Source organism: Actinomycetaceae bacterium MB13-C1-2 (assembly GCA_035621235.1).
In the GTDB taxonomy this organism is placed as follows: Bacteria; Actinomycetota; Actinomycetes; order Actinomycetales; family Actinomycetaceae; genus Scrofimicrobium.
Window position 1 is genome coordinate 306,645 of sequence record CP141731.1, and the last position, 17,963, is coordinate 324,607.

Annotated in this window: 14 protein-coding genes; all 14 read right to left on the reverse strand. The window is 56.1% G+C overall.

Going from position 1 to position 17,963, the window contains the following annotated elements; all coding sequences use genetic code 11:
• Positions 1-96: 96 nt before the first annotated feature.
• Complete coding sequence (locus U6G28_01210) at positions 97-828, reverse strand: glutamine amidotransferase (protein WRS30342.1); 732 nt, start codon at positions 826-828, stop codon at positions 97-99.
• A complete protein-coding gene (locus U6G28_01215; protein ID WRS30343.1) occupies positions 825-2,111 on the reverse strand; it encodes a MurT ligase domain-containing protein in 1,287 nt (428 codons plus the stop codon). Before U6G28_01215 ends, U6G28_01210 begins: the two co-directional genes overlap by 4 nt.
• 60 nt (positions 2,112-2,171) lie before the next feature.
• On the reverse strand, positions 2,172-2,741 hold the full coding sequence (locus tag U6G28_01220; GenBank protein WRS30344.1) for a helix-turn-helix transcriptional regulator: 570 nt from the start codon (positions 2,739-2,741) through the stop codon (positions 2,172-2,174).
• Between the two features lie 176 nt (positions 2,742-2,917).
• Entirely contained in the window at positions 2,918-3,916 is a 999-nt protein-coding gene (locus U6G28_01225; GenBank protein WRS30345.1) for a DnaJ C-terminal domain-containing protein, read from the reverse strand.
• A 43-nt stretch (positions 3,917-3,959) separates the two neighbouring features.
• A complete protein-coding gene (gene grpE, locus U6G28_01230) occupies positions 3,960-4,616 on the reverse strand; it encodes a nucleotide exchange factor GrpE (protein ID WRS30346.1) in 657 nt (218 codons plus the stop codon).
• Positions 4,613-6,457: a molecular chaperone DnaK gene (gene dnaK / locus U6G28_01235; protein WRS30347.1), complete on the reverse strand. Its 1,845-nt coding sequence runs from the start codon at positions 6,455-6,457 to the stop codon at positions 4,613-4,615. Before dnaK ends, grpE begins: the two co-directional genes overlap by 4 nt.
• Before the next feature lie 279 nt (positions 6,458-6,736).
• A complete protein-coding gene (mmsB, locus tag U6G28_01240; GenBank protein ID WRS30348.1) occupies positions 6,737-7,918 on the reverse strand; it encodes a multiple monosaccharide ABC transporter permease in 1,182 nt (393 codons plus the stop codon).
• Complete coding sequence (locus U6G28_01245) at positions 7,915-9,465, reverse strand: sugar ABC transporter ATP-binding protein (protein WRS30349.1); 1,551 nt, start codon at positions 9,463-9,465, stop codon at positions 7,915-7,917. Before U6G28_01245 ends, mmsB (U6G28_01240) begins: the two co-directional genes overlap by 4 nt.
• Before the next feature lie 90 nt (positions 9,466-9,555).
• The gene (gene chvE / locus U6G28_01250) at positions 9,556-10,773 is read right to left on the reverse strand and encodes a multiple monosaccharide ABC transporter substrate-binding protein (GenBank protein WRS30350.1); all 1,218 of its coding nucleotides are present in this window, start codon (positions 10,771-10,773) and stop codon (positions 9,556-9,558) included.
• A gap of 373 nt (positions 10,774-11,146) precedes the next feature.
• Positions 11,147-12,487: an FGGY family carbohydrate kinase gene (locus tag U6G28_01255; protein ID WRS30351.1), complete on the reverse strand. Its 1,341-nt coding sequence runs from the start codon at positions 12,485-12,487 to the stop codon at positions 11,147-11,149.
• A 155-nt stretch (positions 12,488-12,642) separates the two neighbouring features.
• Positions 12,643-13,830, reverse strand: coding sequence for a xylose isomerase (gene xylA, locus U6G28_01260; protein ID WRS30352.1), 1,188 nt, complete (start codon positions 13,828-13,830; stop codon positions 12,643-12,645).
• A gap of 50 nt (positions 13,831-13,880) precedes the next feature.
• Positions 13,881-15,083, reverse strand: coding sequence for a multiple monosaccharide ABC transporter permease (mmsB, locus tag U6G28_01265; GenBank protein WRS30353.1), 1,203 nt, complete (start codon positions 15,081-15,083; stop codon positions 13,881-13,883).
• Positions 15,080-16,630 carry a sugar ABC transporter ATP-binding protein gene (locus U6G28_01270; GenBank protein ID WRS30354.1) on the reverse strand — a complete coding sequence of 517 codons (1,551 nt, stop codon included), beginning with the start codon at positions 16,628-16,630 and terminating at the stop codon, positions 15,080-15,082. Before U6G28_01270 ends, mmsB (U6G28_01265) begins: the two co-directional genes overlap by 4 nt.
• A gap of 32 nt (positions 16,631-16,662) precedes the next feature.
• Positions 16,663-17,826, reverse strand: coding sequence for a multiple monosaccharide ABC transporter substrate-binding protein (chvE, locus tag U6G28_01275; protein WRS30355.1), 1,164 nt, complete (start codon positions 17,824-17,826; stop codon positions 16,663-16,665).
• Between the last annotated feature and the right edge of the window lie 137 nt (positions 17,827-17,963).

Consider the following 17,963-nt stretch of genomic DNA (forward strand, 5'->3'; position numbering starts at 1 on the left):
GACCCCGGAGCATGAGGTGGTACGCAACCGCAATCTAGCCGCCTTGACCTAGTTCCGGTTGTTGAACTCGGAACAGGGTCGGTAGTCGGCGCAGTCTCATCGTTCGCCCGGAGCGCCCGTCCTGGCGGACGCAAGTCGTTCGGCACGGAGCCTCTCAACTCCCGGAATTTCAAGGGGTTCCAGTCCGCCTAGTACCCGACTCAATATCAGGTCTGCGAGCTCCGGGTTTCGTGCAAGTGCCGGTCCGTGCAAGTAGGTTCCGATGATCGATCCCTGCACAGCCCCCTCGACCCTGCTTTCGTCGCCGTTACCGGTTCCAACTACCACTCGGCCAAGGGGCTTTGCACCGCTTCCCAGCCTGGTGCGTCCGCCGTGGTTCTCGAATCCGGTAAGAGGCTGAGTTAGCCCTTCAATCAAAGGTTGCTCGACAACTTCTCCAATGGCGCGTTTGCCCATGGGGGAAGTCACCACATCCAAGAGGCCGAGCCCCTCGACTCGCACGCCCGTTGCGTCGGTATATTCGGTTCCGAGTAGCTGCATTGCCGCGCATATTGCGAGAACCGGCTTGTTTGCCTCCACCGCCAGGCACAGTCCTCTGTCACCACGCATGCTCTGGGCGGCAATCGCTTGAGCGACGTCCTCGCCGCCGCCCAGGGTGTAGACGTCTAGCTCTGCCGGAATGGTCGCGCCCAAATCAATAACGACCACCTCGGCATCGAATCCGCGTCGCCTCGCACGCTCGGCAAGAATTCTGGCGTTACCGCCGTCCCCGTAGGTTCCAAGAATCGAGGGATATATAAGTCCCACGCGCAAAGCTGAGTCGGTCATAGATGTTCGAGCTCCCACTTCAGGTCACGGAAGGCCGTATAGTTTGCCAGAACCTCGACCCTGCCCGGTTCAAGACTGCGGATCGCCTTCACCGGATCCGGTTCGACCCTGTGTTTCACCCCCGCGTACTCCAACCGAACAGACAGGTCAGCAACGCGTTCTCCACTGGCAACAACGGTCTGAACACCAAGGTCATTAACACGCTCATATTCGACATCCCAGAGCCAGGAGAGATCCTCCCCGTCCGGGGTCTGTCCGTTCACGGAGATGACAAGCTGAGCCGTATCGGGATCTACCATCGTCAAGCTCTCTTGCCACCCAGCCGGGTTCTTCGCCAGAATCAGCCTTGCCAATCGTCCGTCCACACCATAGGTCTGATATCTGCCGGCAACGCCTGCAACCGAGGCAAGCGCGTCGGAGAGAGCCTCTGGTGTGACGCCAAAGTACGTGGCTGTTGCGGCCGCCTGCGCCGCATTACCTCGATTTACCCTTCCGGGAACTTGAAGCGTGGTGCGAATCTTTACCCCATCCGGACCAAGAATCTCAAACGAACCGTCTGGGTGCGGCGCGGTTATTGTCCAATCGGCTTCTTGCCTGGCGTACTCGGGATAGTCCGCTACGGTCCACCCTTCCTGGTCCCGTTGCACGATAGTTCCTGTACGAGGGAAAGAGGTGGAATCTGCCTGCCACGGCGCCCCGACGGACACCCACTGGACATCTGGCGCCTCCCAGGCAGCGGAAGACACAAGCGGATCATCACAGTTGGCGACAATGAGCGCATCGGGGGACAACTCCACTGCCTCGCGAAGCCTTCCCTCGACGGTTCCAATCTCTCCCACACGATCAAGTTGGTCGCGGGAAAGGTTCAGCAGAACTATCGCGGCGGGCCTTGTCGCGCGAGCGATCTGAGGCATATGCATCTCGTCAACTTCGAGTACCGCATACGGGGCATCGGGGGCATCCATCAGTGCTGTGACGACCCCGGTCGTCATGTTGTCACCGTTCTGATTCGAAGCAACTTCTCCAAGGGTCCGTAATGCTTCGGCGGTCATTCTGGTGGTCGTTGACTTGCCATTGGTGCCTGTGACTAGGACTATCTGCCTTCCAGCCGCCAACTCACTCAGGATGTCCGGGCTAAGCGCCAACGCAACCTTGCCGCCAAACATTCCGCCGGAACCCAGGCCCAGACTTCTAGAAAGCGAGGCAGAGGCGCGGCCAGCAAAACGCGCGAATCTCGAGCGTGCTGACAAGCGCCGCTTCACACTAAGGTCATCACCTGTCATACGATCCCTACTTCAGCGATCATCCAATGCAACCTCTAAAGTGTATGACCTCGCGAGAGGCTATTGCCCTCGTCCCTGCATAATGCGTGAGAGCTGTAACAGAGCCAGTCTCTGCCAACCGAACGCTGTCGCGGCTGGCACCACGCTCTTGCCCGAAATAGGTTTCGCTGCGGTGATAACTTCTCTGTCTGGCTCAGGTCGGTTGGCTAGCTCAGAGTCCGCTTCTGTCGGAGACTTCGGCGGGCGAAGTCGTACGTCGCCCGCGGCGTCGGCCGTAAAGACTCTGCTTGGCGGGACAGAGGTTGAAGCGATAGCTTGCCGCAACTGCTCTATCTCCGTATGGAGTCCTTCGATGTGATCTCGGAGTTCGAGAATCAAGGCCACTCCGGCCAGGTTCACTCCCTGGTCCTGGGTAAGGCTTTGAATCTCCACAAGTTTTCGGACATCGGCACCGGAGTACCGTCTGCCACGCCCCTTGGCCCGTTCGGGACTCACCAGTCCCAACCGGTCATACTGTCGAAGCGTTTGGGCGTGCATGCCAGCCAACTCGGCTGCTACCGAAACCGTGTAGATCTGGTCCACCGGCTCGGTCGATGGGTGCCCAGCACCCTCAGTTGCGTTCGAGTTCACCCCAATCACTTCTTTCTGGCGGCTTTGTTCTAGTGTCTCACGTCGTAAATTCGTTTCCTAGATCGTGCAGAGAGTCGACGCACCGCAAGGTAAACGAGCGAAGGCTTACCGGAGTAAGCCCACGAGTGCACCGACACGGCGCGCGAGATCAGGGAGCGAACCTGAGGTGTGGAACACTAATTTTTACGAGGGTTCCAATCGCCCATTGCTTTCTTCAACTCTTCGACGGCTTCTTCCTGCTCATCAGACATCTTCCTGGGTGTCACGATGACCAGATCAACCATTACGTCGCCGCGCTTGCTGCCCTTTTTCACTCCCTTACCTTTGAGTCTGAGAACAGCCCCGCTTGAAGTTCCAGCAGGAACTTTCATCGATACCTTCGACCCATCGGGAAGAGGAACGTCAACCTTGGCTCCAAGTGCCGCCTCGGGATAGCTGATTGGCAGCTTGACACGCAGACGATCTTTATCCATCGAGAACATCGGATCGGACTCGACCGAAACCTGGACCACCAGGTCCCCGGCAGGACCGCCGTTTGCACCGGGTTGACCCTTTCCGGCCAGTTTGATCTTCTGACCGTCGCGCACCCCGGCAGGAATGCGAACTTTCATGGGTCGACCGTCAAGGTTGAACGTTAGAGTCTCGCCCTCGAATGCCTGCTTGAAAGTGATCTTGGTCGATGTCGAAAGATCACCGCCCTTTTGTGGTTCCGGCTGATACTGGCCGCCGAAACCGCCCGGGAATCCGCCACCGAATGAGGACGATACTCCGCCTCCTCCACCGAAGATGGATGAAAGGATGTCTTCGAATCCCGCTCCTCCACCACCGGAGCTGAACTGCACGTGCGGCCCGCCCTGGGCTCCGCCATACATCCCGCCAAACATGTCCTCGAAGCCGCCCGCGCCGCCACGACCGGGAGCCTGGAACCGCGCACCACCCGATGCCATCTGGCGGATGGCGTCGTAGCGTTCGCGCTGTTCCTTGTCATTTAGCACGGCGAAGGCTTCGCCGATCTCCTTGAACTTCGCCTCGGCCTTATCGTCACCCGGGTTCTGATCCGGGTGCCACTTACGAGCTAGCTTGCGGTAGGCCTTGCGGATCTCTTTCTCGTCCGCGTCCTTCGGAACCCCCAGGACAGCGTAGTAGTCACGGTCGAACCAGTCTTGCTCTCCCATGTCTCACTCCTTACTACTCACCGCGTAAAGCGCGATGAGAATCCTATTGGGGATCAAATACTAAAACTTTGGCGGGACGAAGGACTCGCTCTCCCGCCCGGTAACCGGGCTGAAGAACCTTACCTACGACCTGTTCTTTTACTGAAGGGTCGGGGTTCGGCTGCATCATCAGAGCGTCGTAGAACTCGGGATCGAAATGATCGCCTTCTGCTCCGTACTGCTCGTAGTCGAAACTATTCGCCAGGGTGCCCTCGAGCTTCTCGGCAATAGAGGCAAACGGGCCGTCTGTGAGTTCACCGGCAACGCGGGCTGCACTAATGTCGTCTAGTACCGGCATCAGAGCCTCGACGACATCGTGCTGACCCTCAGTTCGACGTTTTCCGGCCTCTTCTTTCGACCTTCGAACATAGTTCCCATAGTCCTGACGTACGTTGTATGTCTCTGCCCTGCTTCGAGCTAGTTCGTCCTTTGTCTGTTCCAGTTCGCCCTGAACCTTAGCAAGCAAGGAATCCTCCCCTAAGTCCTGCTCGAACTGCGCAAAATCGTCAGTCTTTCCATTCTTGCCCTCCCCGGATGAGCCCGAGGGGGCCGAAATATTCTCGGCCCCCTCGTTCCTGGTCTCACCGTGGGAGGGTTCTTCCTGCTCAGCACCCTCAGACTGGGGATCTACGGGCAGGAAGTCGTCTCCAGCATTCGTCACTTAGCTTCGTCCTCGTCTTCCACGATCTCGGCGTCAATGACGTCCTCTTCAGCGTTGACATCTTCCTGGCTCGGCAGGTCTTCCTGCTGGGAGGCCGCATAGACCTCTTCACCAATCTTCATACCAACTTCGTTGAGGTGCCCGAGTGCCTTGTTGATGGCTTCGGTATCCTCGCCCTCAAGTGCGGTCTTGACCTCGTCAACGGCTCCCTGAACAGACTTGCGAGTATCCTCAGAGATCTTGTCCTCGTTGTCCTTGAGTAGCTTCTCGGTCTGGTAGACCGCAGACTCTGCGAGGTTGCGGGCCTCAAGGTCTTCACGACGCTTCTTGTCCTCGGCGGCGTGTTCCTCGGCCTCCTTCACCATGCGGTCAATGTCTTCCTTCGGAAGAGCCGAGCCACCGGTGATGGTCATGGACTGCTCCTTGTTGGTCCCACGGTCCTTTGCAGAGACGTGAACGATACCGTTCGCATCGATATCGAACGAGACCTCGATCTGGGGAACACCACGAGGAGCCGGAGCAATACCTGTCAGCTCGAAGGTGCCCAGCGGCTTGTTGTCGCGGGTGAAATCACGCTCGCCCTGGAAGACCTGAATCAGAACTGAAGGTTGCCCGTCTTCAGCGGTCGAGAAGACCTCAGTCGCACGGGTCGGGATGGCGGTGTTGCGCTCGATCAACTTGGTCATCACGCCGCCCTTGGTCTCGATGCCGAGGGAAAGCGGAGTAACGTCGATCAGAAGGACGTCCTGACGATCGCCCTGCATGACACCGGCCTGAAGGGCCGCGCCAATTGCAACGACCTCATCCGGGTTTACCGTACGTGTCGGTTCTTTACCTCCGGTCAGTTTGACGACCAGTTCGTTCACGGCCGGCATACGGGTGGAACCACCAACCAGAACAACGTGATCAATGTCAGACACGGAAATTCCGGCCTCACGGATGACGTCCTTGAACGGCTTCTCGGTCCGATCCAGAAGATCCTTGGTCATGTCCTCGAACTTTGCGCGGCTCAGTTGCTCATCCAAGTGGATCGGGCCGGCTTCACTCATCGAAAGGTACTGAAGCGAGATGTTCGCCGTGGTTGCCGTCGATAGTTCACGCTTTGCCTGCTCAGCGGCCTCTTTCAGACGCTGTAGGGCAACGGGGTCCTTCCCGAGGTCAACACCGGTCTTGCTCTTGACCTGCTGGATCAGCCAGTCAACGATGCGCTGATCCCAGTCGTCGCCACCGAGGCGGTTATCGCCAGCGGTAGAGCGAACCTGAATCGTGGAGAATCCGTCCTCGTCCTTAGCCACCTCAAGCAGCGACACGTCAAAGGTGCCTCCACCGAGATCGTAAACCAGGATGAGTTCCTCTTCCTTGCCCTTATCTAGACCGTACGCAAGTGCGGCTGCGGTGGGCTCGTTGATGATACGAAGAACGTTCAGACCAGCAATCTGGCCTGCATCCTTCGTTGCCTGACGCTCTGCGTCATTGAAGTATGCGGGAACGGTGATAACCGCATCGGTCACGGGCTCACCGAGGTACGACTCCGCGTCGTGCTTTAGCTTCGAAAGAATTCGAGCCGAGATCTCCTGCGCGGTATACGTCTTACCATCGATTTCCTTGGTCCAGTCAGTGCCCATGTGACGCTTGACTGAAGAGATGGTGCGATCAACGTTTGTCACTGCCTGACGCTTTGCGATCTCGCCAACCAGCACCTCTCCACCCTTGGAGAATGCAACTACCGATGGGGTCGTGCGAACGCCCTCTGCGTTCACGATGATGCTGGGCTCACCACCTTCAAGCACCGCGAGCGCGGAGTTGGTGGTACCCAGGTCAATGCCTACTGCCTTAGCCAAAATGGCCTCCTTGTTTTCGTTAATGTCCTTGGCTTCCCGGTCAAGAACTGACCGACGGCCGAACCATTAGTTCAACCTTTAGCCTCATGGACTCAACTTTAGAGGTCTTTGGTGAGTGGCGCAACACCAAATGTTGATTCTTGAGTCACATGGACTCAACTTTGCTCTCAAATGCTCAACATCGCAGAAGCAAACTCCCCGGAGGATAGCCGGTGATACGGCTCCATCCGGGGAGTTTGCAATCAGACTGCAGTCAGTAACGACCGTCAGCTCACCTGTCTAGGCGGAGACTGCCGAGCGACGCTTGTTGTAGACGTCGAAGGCAACCGCAAGCAAAAGAACCGCACCCTTGACGATCTGCTGGGTGGAAGTCGAAGCGCCCATCAACTGCATTCCATTTGAAAGGACAGCCATAACAAGACCACCAATCAAGGCACCGTTTACCCGTCCAATACCACCGGTCGTCGAAGCGCCGCCCACGAAACAAGCCGCGATGGCATCAAGTTCGAACATGTTGCCCGCGCCCGGTTGCGCACCGTTCATACGAGCGGAATAAAGCACGCCCGCAACACCGGCAAGGAATCCCATGTTGACATACACCCAGAAAGAAACCGCGCGCACGTTAATGCCAGAGAGTGCAGCTGCCGTCTTGTTGCCGCCAATCGCGTAGACATCGCGACCGAAGACCGTTTTCTGGGAAACAAATCCGTAAACAAGGATCAGCACAGCCAGAATGATCAGAACAATTGGCAGGCCACGGGCACTTGCGAGCTTGTAGGCAAATGCCATAACGACCGCAGCGATAATCACCATCTTTACAACGAAGATCCACAGGTTACCGACAGATTGGCCGTACTTCGCCTTTTCTGAACGAGTACGCCATGCCGAAACGATGTATCCGACAACGCCGATTGCAAAGATGACCAACGTGAAGTTATCGACCCCGTACCCGCCAAACAGTCCATTAAGGAATCCGTTAGCGATGTTGTAGTACCCCTTCGGGAACGGTGAAAGCGAAACATTGTCAAGAACGTTGTAGGTAAGACCTCGGAACATCATCATTCCTGCAAGGGTGACAATGAAGCCTGGAATTCCAACGAATGCAACCCAAAATCCCTGGAACGCTCCAACCAGAACACCGACGAGAAGCGCTACCAGAACCCCAACCCACCACGGCATACCCTGGCGGATTACCAACACTGCTGAGATAGCACCGGTCAACGCCACAACCGAACCCACAGACAGGTCGATTTGACCGAGCACGATCACGAACAGCATTCCGATCGCTAGCACCAGAATGTACGAGTACTGCAGGACGATGTTCGTCAGATTATTGGGCGACAGAAACGTCGGCTGCAGAATCGAGAAAATGATGACGATCGCAACAAGTGCGAGGAAGATGCCTGACTGCCGAAGGCTAGTGCCAAACGTGTTTTTCAGAAGATCCCGCGTTTTGCTCACGCTGCCTTCTCCTTCTTGGGTTCAATGGTCATTAGTCTCATGAGTTCTTCTTGTGTCGCGTCCGCTGTCGGCATCTGACCCGTGATGCGCCCATACGCGAGTGTGTAGATTCGATCAGTGATCCCCTGCAGCTCTTCGAGCTCCGAAGAAATAACCACGACCGCTTTGCCCTGCTGGACCATTTCGTTGATTAGGGTGTAGATCTCGTATTTCGCACCAACATCAATGCCTCGTGTCGGTTCGTCGAGGATCAGCACGTCCGCATCGGTGTACAGCCACTTGGACAAAACCACCTTTTGCTGATTGCCTCCCGAGAGCGAGCCCGAAAGCTGAAGCACATTGTTGGCACGAATATTCATCGTGTCCTTGTACCTTGTTGCAACCGCTAATTCCTCGTTATCGTTCACAACACCGCGGGGTGAGTGCTTATGGATTCCGGCTATCCCAATGTTGTGTCGAATGTCGTCGATCAAATTGAGGCCATAGACCTTTCGGTCTTCGGTCGCGTAGGCAACCTTGTTCTTAATTGCCTTCGAAACCGACGAGAGGTCGACTTCTTTGCCGTCCTTATATACCTTGCCCGAAATCTCGGACCCGTACGATTTCCCGAATAGACTCATCGCCAACTCGGTTCGGCCCGCTCCCATCAAACCGGCGATACCGACAACTTCGCCCTTACGCACGTTGAACGAGGCATCCTTTACGATTACCCGACCCGGCTGCGTGGGATGATAAACGGTCCAATCCTTGACTTCGAACAGTACTTCGCCGGGATTCGATTCACGGTCCGGGAAGCGCTGACTCAGTTGACGACCGACCATCATCCGTACGATGTCATCCTGTGTCACGTTCGGATCATGCATGTCGAGAGTACCGACGGTCTGACCATCACGCAGGACCGTTGTTCGGTCTGCGATCTGCTCAATCTCATTGAGTTTGTGCGAAATAATGATGATGGTGACACCGGAGTCGCGTAGCTGACGAACAAGCTCTAGTAGCGCCTCGGAGTCGTTGTCGTTGAGAGCAGCGGTCGGTTCGTCGAGCACCAGCAGATCTACGTTCTTCGCAAGCACCTTTCCGATCTCAACGATTTGCTGTTTACCAACCCCCAACTGTCCGACTGGAGTAACAACCGGTTCATTGAGACCCACTCTTGCAAGAATTTCGGTTGCCCTATGGTTGAGTTCGTTCCAGTTGATAGAACCCAAAATGCCTTTTGGTTTCTCTGAGCCAAGAAAAAGATTCTCAGCAATTGATAGATAAGAAACCAGGGCGAGTTCTTGGTGGATAATCCCGATTCCTGCGTCCTCTGATTCCTTTACCGAGTGAAACTTCGCGACTTTTCCGCCCAGGACGATGTCGCCTTCGTATGTGCCATACGGGTACACGCCCGATAGGACCTTCATTAGCGTGGATTTTCCCGCGCCGTTCTCTCCACAAAGTGCGTGAATCTCGCCCCGACGGACATCAAAATTGACGTCCTTCAGAACCTGCACGCCTGAGAAGCTCTTGCAAATGTCTTTCATTTCCAAGATGTTGTCTGTCATGACAATGCCGTCCCTGTCGATTCTGAGGTGAAACTGCGGGAGCCGAGCGGTAGCACTCCGCCCCCGCAGTCACCTGGTACTAGGTAGCCGCTACTTGGCGGGTACGCCAGAAGCAACCTCTTCCTCGGTCCAGTAACCCGAATCGATGATTTCCTGCTGGATGTTGTCCTTGTAAATGGTCACCACGTCAAGAAGGTACGAGGGAACAACCTTCACGCCGTTGTCGTAATCCTCAGTGTTGTTGGCCTCGGGATCAGCACCGCACGCCAGATCCTTCACGACTTCCACAGATCTCTGCGCGAGCAGACGAGTGTCCTTGAAGATGGTGGACTGCTGGACATCCTCATTGATCAGTTTGATCGAAGCTATCTCAGCGTCCTGACCGGTGACGATCGGAAGACCCTCACTGATCGTCGGACCCATGCCAACCCCTTGAAGCGCAGTAATCACACCACGAGAGATACCGTCGAACGGGGAGAGAACGCCAGCAAGTTTGGCGCCGTCACCGTAGGTCGAAGAAAGTAGGTCCTCCATGCGCTTTTGCGCAGCTTCCTGTGACCAGCGCAGAGTGGCTACCTGGTCGAATGCGGTCTGTCCGGACTTAACCACCAGAACACCCTCATCGATAAACGGTTGGATGGTATCCATCGCACCCTGGAAGAAGAATCCGGCATTGTTGTCATCAGGCGAACCGGCAAAGAGCTCAATGTTCATTGGGTCTGCAGGAGCATTGTCCGCGGGGGTCCCATCCTCATTTACCAGACCTAGGCCGTACAGCAACGCGGTTCCCTGCGCAACACCAACGAGGTAGTTGTCGAACGAAACGTAGAAATCAACGTTCTCGTTATCACGAATCAGACGGTCGTACGAAACAACCGGAATACCTGCCGCGCCAGCAGCATCAAGCTGGCTGGAAAGCGCCGTACCGTCGATAGAGGCGAGAACCAAAAGGTTCGCACCGTTCGTAATCATCTGGTCGATCTGCTGCGTCTGAGTGGGGATGTCGTCGTTTGCATACTGCAGATCAACGGTAAATCCGGCTTCTTCTAGGCCTTCCTTGACGGCTTTACCGTCGGCTATCCAGCGTTCCGAGGTCTGGGTGGGCATCGCAACGCCGATGATCATACTTGACGGATCACAGTCGCCCGATGCTGCTTCAGTCGTTTCTTCCCCTGACTCGGCAGCCGTCTCTTCCGTGGCTGATCCTCCGCCGGCTCCTGAGCCACCACACCCGGCCAGAGCCAGAGCGCTCGCAGCGATCAAACCAACGCCGCCAACCCATCGTTTCCTATTGGTCGAAGACTTCATAAACGTTCTCCTCATTGAGTTCCGGCAACACCGCCAGTATTTCCTGGCACCGTAGCCGGGCTTTACATATAGAGATTTGAGGCGTTCGGCCGACTAATCTCACCCGTAATGTTAGCGCTAACGTTATTGAAAACAACGGGTTCATCATCTCATTTTGGTAACAACCCTTCGGAGACTGTGCGCAACCACGACAAAGGCGCCACCAGAATTGCGCACGTTACCATCAGGGCGCAGCTAGACAGGTCACGTAGGCTCCTTCGCGGCGCACGGGACGACTCACAATCGCAACCGCGACCATCAATCCGCCAGTGATCTCGCTAGCGTGACAACGATCAATAGTGTCGGGTAGCCCTCGGGCCGGAACTGACCGAAGTCACTCCAGTCCAAGCCCCGCCGCCTGCCGAGCGGCGCCGAGAGCCACGTACTCCGCTGGCTTTGCCAGAACAACGTTGGCGTCAAGCATGGACGGGGCTAGCTCCTGCACGGCAGCGGACTTGGCCCCTCCGCCAATCATGTAGACAGTCTCAATCTCCACGCCCAGCTCACGCACGGAATCGAGGGCGAACCTCATAAGCCCCAGCAACCCCTCAACCGTTGCGCGCGCAACGTGGGCACGATCAGAATTCGCCAGAGTCATACCTTCGAGCGCGGCCGTTGCGTCTGGGAGATTCGGAGTCCGCTCACCCTCGAAGTACGGCACGAGGGTGAGGCCAGCCGCATCCGGCACAGACAGCGCCAGTTCGTCGAATTCCCCGTAGTCGGCGTCAATGACCCGAGCCATTGCGTCAATGATCCTTGAGGCGTTGAGCGTGCACGCAAGAGGTAACCAGTTGCCGGTCGCATCGGCGAATCCAGTTACTAGTCCCATCGGATCGGCGATCGAGTGATCGCTGATGACCGCAACGACCCCCGAGGTTCCAAGCGAAAGACTCGCTTCACCGGGCTTGAGTTCAAGACCGAGCGCCGCCCCAGCGTTGTCACCAAGGCCCGGACCCAGAGCGATCTCATCCCACCCACGAGTGCTATCTCCAGTCGATGCAACATCCCAGGGTCCCAGGATCTTGGGGAGCGTGATCTTTCGAGCTTCGTCCTCGTCAACCCGCAAAGCAAGTGCGAGTAGATCGTAGAGATATTCTGGCTCAAGGCGCGACATATATGCGGTGCCCGAAGCATCAGAACGATCGGTGGTGAGGGTATGAATGTCCGCACTTCCAGAAATCTTCCAGGTGAGCCAGTCGTGCGGCAAACAGACGGCAGCGATCCGTCCCGCGTTCTCAGGCTCGTTGTCCGCCACCCAACGAAGCTTGGTGGCCGTCAGAGAAGCAACCGGGGCGGAGCCAGTCTTCTCAACCCAACGGCGCACACCCTGGTCTTTATTTCCCTCGCCAAGCTCAAGGATGAGGTGCTCAGCGGCATCGGCGCTACGCGTGTCATTCCAGAGCAGAGCCTCTCGAATGACCTCACCGTCTGCGTCAAGTAGAACCATTCCGTGTTGCTGACCGGCGACCGATAGAGCTCGAACGTCGTCCAAGCCGCCGGCCTGGTCGACTGCTTCAAGGAACGCATCCCACCAGTAATCGGGATGTACTTCCGTTCCGTCCGGGTGGGGGGCACGGCCCTCACGCACGATCTCTCCCGTTGCCGGATCAAGGATTACGACCTTGCAAGACTGTGTGGAGGAATCAACTCCCGCAACGAACTTTCGTTCTGACACGTCTACCTCACTAACACGGAGAGAGTGGGGTCTCGGAACGTCTGTGGGCTCCTATTTGAGTGAGGCTACGCATCCCTCAAAATCGCTCCTCGATCGTTTCCGAGACCCCACTCTCTTCGTCTCATTACTCTCTAACAATAAACAACCAGAACGAACTAACCGATTAGGTGCCTCATCGCCTGCTGGTAAAGCTCAACGAAATGGTACTCGCGACCCCCTGCCTCAGCCGCATCGAAGTCTTCGAACGAGGAACGATCCGCGAGGAAATCCTCGTACGACTCGGACGCATCCAGCGTCGGTACAGCCAGCTCTGGGATCTTCGCCTGCTCCATGAGCTCCTGAGTCTTCGGATCGGCCCTGAAAGCTTCGGCTTTCTCTTTCAACATCAGGTACATCTCCATGTTCGCGGCGGCACTCTCCCACACACCATCCGTACCCTCAGTGCGCGCTGGCTTGTAGTCGAAGTGGCGGGGGCCGTCATAACGAGGGCAATCAGGCTGCCCAGCGAACCCGTTCTCAATCAAGTCGACGGTAAAGAAGGCCGATGAGAGATCACCATGTCCGAATACCTTGTCCTGGTCGTACTTGATGCCTGACTGACCGTTGAGGTCAATGTGGAATAGCTTGCCGGCATTTAGTGCCTGGGCGATCCCGTGCGTGTAGTTCAAACCTGCCATTTGCTCGTGTCCGACTTCCGGGTTCAGACCAACAATGTCACCGTTGTCCAGTTCGGCGATCAGTGCCATCGCGTGACCGATGCTCGGGAGGAAGATGTCGCCGCGAGGCTCGTTCGGCTTGGGTTCTAGGCCGATCTTCAGGCCGTACCCCTTCTCCTTGATGTAGCCCGCAACCGTGTCCAGACCCTCCTTGTAGCGGTCAAATGCAGCGTTGAGATTCTTGGACGAGTCATAGTCCATCCCTTCGCGTCCGCCCCACATGACGAACACTTCCGCACCCAGCTCCGCTGCCAAGTCCACATTGCGCATCACCTTTCGCAGACCAAACCGACGAATGTCCCGATCGTTATTGGTAAGGCCTCCATCCTTGAATACCGGATGAGTAAAGGTGTTGGTCGTGACCATCGGAATCGCCATGCCGGTTTCATCTGCAGCCTTCTTCACCTTCGCAATGCGTTCCGCGCGCTCGGCGTCTGTCGCCTCGAATGGGAACACGTCGTTGTCGTGAAATGTGAATCCGTATGCGCCCAGTTCGGCAAGCTTCCTAACCGAGTCCCAAGGATCGGGCACCTCTCTGGTGCCAACCCCGAATGGGTCGACTGCGTTCCACCCAACGGTCCAAAGACCAAAAGTGAACTTATCGCTGGGCTGTGGTTTGCGAACCATTATTAGTTTCCTCTTCTACTGTCTTTCTACGGTAATTGTTCAACTCTGCGCTAAGACACGGCGCCTGTGCGACGTCGGGACGCCAGGTCCACCGCGACTGCCAAGATCACGACTATGCCCTTAATTGCCATCTGCCACGACGGATCAACATTCAGGATTGAAAGGCCCATGTTCAGGACGCCCATGACCAGAGCGCCAAGTATCGCGCCACTGATCTTGCCGACACCACCCGAGACTGCCGTGCCGCCAATGAACGCGGCGGCGATAGCATCTAGCTCGTAAGCGTTGCCGGCTGTTGCCACCGCGGACCCGGCACGTGAAGTGGTGATGATGCCCGCGAGCGCTGCCAGTAGGCCCATGTTGACAAACACCATGAAGTCGACCCGCTTGGTGTTGATGCCCGAGAGGCGCGCGGCCTTTAGGTTGCCACCAACGGCATAGATATGGCGACCGAAAGGCGTCCGGTTCATGATGAAGCTGTAGACGATCACCAAGATACCGATGATCACCAGTACGATCGGGGTTCCGCCGGCTGACAGCGCAAGCCGCCAGGTGACAAAACCGACGCCCAGGATTATTGCGAGTTGTTGGATGACAAAAGCCGTGGTTCCAGAAACCACCGCTCCTGTCTTGACCGCCTTGATACGTGCATTCACTTGGGAGTAGACCGCCGCCACGATCGCGACGATGCCGATTACCAGAGTCACTACGTCAAGTTGTCCCAGGTACCCGAAGAAGGGCGGGAACGAACCTCCCGCAATATCGTTGAACTGAGAGGGCAGACCGGCGATGGTCTTGCCACCTAGCACAATGATCGCCAGTCCTCGGAATAACAGCATTCCACCAAGCGTGACAATGAAAGCAGGAACTCCGACGTAGGCGACCCAGAATCCTTGCCATGCTCCGATCAGTAGTCCGATAAACAAACCGATTAGGACCGCCAGGAACCAGTTGATGCCGAAGTCCTTCATGCACAGCGCAACCACAGCGCCGACAAAGGCAACCACCGATCCAACTGATAGGTCAATGTGTCGCGCAATGATGACCATGGTCATACCGATTGTCAACACCATAACGTAGGCGTTCTGCTTGATCAGTGCAGCAACGTTGTTGGGGTCCAGAAGGGTGCCTTTGGTCATGATTGAAAAGGCGACGATTATGAGAACCAGGGCCGCAAGAATGCCGTAGTCCCTCAAGTTTATTGATTTGCGTTGCGCCGCACGTTCGGCCCTCGCACTAATCTCACTGCTCACTTTGCTTCCTTAGCCTTTTCTACGGTCATGTACTTCATGAGGACCTCCTGGTTGGCCTCATCTGCTTGAATTTCTCCGGTGATTCGCCCCTGGGACATCGTGTAGATCCGGTCGCATATGCCGAGGATCTCCGGAAGTTCCGAAGAAATGAAAAGGACTGCTTTTCCCTCGTTCGCCAGAGACTGAATGATCTGGTAGATCTCGAACTTCGCGCCTACATCGATCCCTCGGGTGGGTTCGTCAAGAATCAAGATCTCCGGATCAGTGAACATCCACTTCGATAGGACAACCTTCTGTTGATTGCCTCCGGATAACGACGATGCTGCCGTATCGATCCCGGGCAACTTGATGCTGAACTTTCCCCGGTATTCCTCTGCCACGCTCTTCTCTTTGTGGAAGTCAATGACACCGTGGTTAACAACTTTGCTAAGCCCAGCGATCGTGATGTTGTCCGTTACGCTCCGTAGAAGATTGAGCCCGCCACTCTTGCGATCCTCGGGAACATATGCGATTCGCTGTCTGATGGCTTTCGGAACCGTATCCGTCGCAACAACCTCATCGTCGATTAGTACTTCCCCAGAGATCTTTGCGCCGTACTGGCGACCAAACAGGCTCATTGCCAGTTCTGTCCGACCGGCACCCATCAGCCCTGCTAAACCAACAATCTCGCCACGACGAAGAACGAGGTTAGCCGCGTCAACTACTTTGCGTTCCTGATCAATCGGGTGATAGACGGTCCAGTCCCTGACTTGCAGGATTTGCTCTCCGATCTCCGGTCTGCGCTCCGGAAACCTGTTGTCTAGAGAACGACCAACCATCTCGCGGATAATGTCGTCCTGACTGACTCCACCCTCTTGACCCATGTCGAACGTCCAAACGGTGCGACCGTCTCGTAAAACGACTGTTCTGTCCGCGATCTCCTCTATCTCCCCCAGCTTGTGAGAAATGATGATCATGCTGACACCCTGGTCACGTAGCTGGCGCATTAGGCCCAACAAATGCTCAGAGTCGTCATCGTTGAGTGCAGCCGTTGGCTCATCGAGAATCAGAAGCTTGACGTCCTTCGATAGAGCCTTCGCTATCTCGACCAGCTGTTGCTGGCCGACCCCCAGATCTACTACCCGAGTCCGGGGGTCGACGTGCAGACCGACTTGGTCCAGTAATTCCTTGGCACGCCGGTTGGTCTCATGCCAATCGACTACGCCGTGCTTGGTGATCTCGTTTCCGAGGAAAATGTTCTCAGCAACTGAAAGGAACGGGGAGAGCGCCAATTCCTGGTGGATGATTACGATTCCCCTATTCTCGGAGTCACGAATCGTCTTGAACTGACACTCTTCTCCCCCATACTCGATAGTTCCCGAGTAGGTGCCGTGTGGGTACACACCCGATAGAACGTTCATAAGGGTTGATTTGCCTGCACCGTTCTCCCCGCAAATGGCCAGAATCTCACCATTTTGAACTTCGAGCGATACTTCATCAAGAACTCGAACTCCTGAGAACTCCTTGATGATGTCCTGCATCCGCAGAACCACGTCTTCACTAATCATGGAATCACTGGACCTAAGGTCGTTTCTTGTCGCTACTTCAGATCGTCTTCGGTGTAGAAGCCGGAACCGATCAGTAGTTCCTCTACGTTGTCCTTCGTAACTACAACCGGATCAAGCAGGTACGAGGGAACAACCTTGCGTCCGTTGTCGTAGGTCTCGGTGTCAGTGACCTCAACCTCGCCACAGGTAGCAATTTCTTTGACCATGATCGCAACACGATCCCCCAGAGCGCGGGTATCCTTCCAGACAGTCATTGACTGCTTGCCCGCAAGAATATTGACAACGTTGGCCTGGTCGGCGTCCTGACCGGTCAGAACCGGGTACTCATCACCAGGCACATATCCGTCAGCCTCCAGAGCTTGCGCGATTCCCAGTGCGAGGGAGTCGTTCGGGGACAAGACCACGTCGACCTTCTTATCGCGGTAGTTGGAGTTCAGTCGAACCTCCATTTCATCCTGGGCGGCAGAGCCGTCCCAGCCAAGGATGCCGATTGACTGCCAGTCATCAACGGTCGCAGGAGCCTTGCCGGAGGGAACCTCAATTACGCCAGACTCAATGTATGGAGAAACGATGTCCCATGCGCCTTTGAAGAAGTACTTGGCGTTGTTGTCATCTGGCGAACCGGCAAAGGGCTCAAGGTAGATGGGGCCAGTTGCGTTGTCGAGGTCAAGAGCCTCAACGATGTACTCGCCCTGAAGGGTTCCGACCTTCTCGTTATCAAATGTTGCGTAGTAGTCAACCGCCTCAGTCTCACGGATCAAGCGGTCATACGCGATAACTGGGATTCCCTTGTCGGCGGCGGTCGTAAGAACCGGATCGAGTGCTTCACCGTCGATCGAGGCCACAACTAGAATCTCCGCGCCGTTGTTGATCATGTTCTCGATCTGAGAGATCTGCTGGTCTACCTTGTTGTCCGCATACTGAAGGTCGACCTTGAATCCGTCTGCCTCAAGGAGTTCCTTCAGGTGAGCGCCGTCTCGGTTCCAACGTTCAAGGGACTTGGTCGGCATTGCAACGCCGATGAGGGCGTCTGAGGCATATGCGCAGGAGCCATCACCTTCGGAGCTTTCCTCAGTCGTTGTACCCTCCGACTCGGGAGCAGTGGTCCCGCCACGGTCTGCAGAGCAGCCAACCGTTCCAGCGGCTAGAGCGAATGTCGCAGCACCTAGGGCCGCGATCTTCATGACTTTCTTCATTGACTCGTTTCCTTGTTTGAGCTTTATGGTGAGCGCTTCACCGGGGTCTGTTATCTCAGGGCCGTCCCCACCCGCATCGGCTAGGACAAGCCGCCAACAACGGTCTTCTTCGGCCTCCCTTCAGACTCACGTTGTCC

Bases quoted from the DNA above. Each gene is read 5' to 3' on its own strand.
- U6G28_01210 (WRS30342.1), bottom strand. From the start codon at position 828: ATGACCGACTCAGCTTTGCGCGTGGGACTTATATATCCCTCGATTCTT.
- U6G28_01215 (WRS30343.1), bottom strand. From the start codon at position 2,111: ATGACAGGTGATGACCTTAGTGTGAAGCGGCGCTTGTCAGCACGCTCG.
- U6G28_01225 (WRS30345.1), bottom strand. From the start codon at position 3,916: ATGGGAGAGCAAGACTGGTTCGACCGTGACTACTACGCTGTCCTGGGG.
- U6G28_01245 (WRS30349.1), bottom strand. From the start codon at position 9,465: ATGACAGACAACATCTTGGAAATGAAAGACATTTGCAAGAGCTTCTCA.
- chvE (WRS30350.1), bottom strand. From the start codon at position 10,773: ATGAAGTCTTCGACCAATAGGAAACGATGGGTTGGCGGCGTTGGTTTG.
- xylA (WRS30352.1), bottom strand. From the start codon at position 13,830: ATGGTTCGCAAACCACAGCCCAGCGATAAGTTCACTTTTGGTCTTTGG.
- U6G28_01270 (WRS30354.1), bottom strand. From the start codon at position 16,630: ATGATTAGTGAAGACGTGGTTCTGCGGATGCAGGACATCATCAAGGAG.
- chvE (WRS30355.1), bottom strand. From the start codon at position 17,826: ATGAAGAAAGTCATGAAGATCGCGGCCCTAGGTGCTGCGACATTCGCT.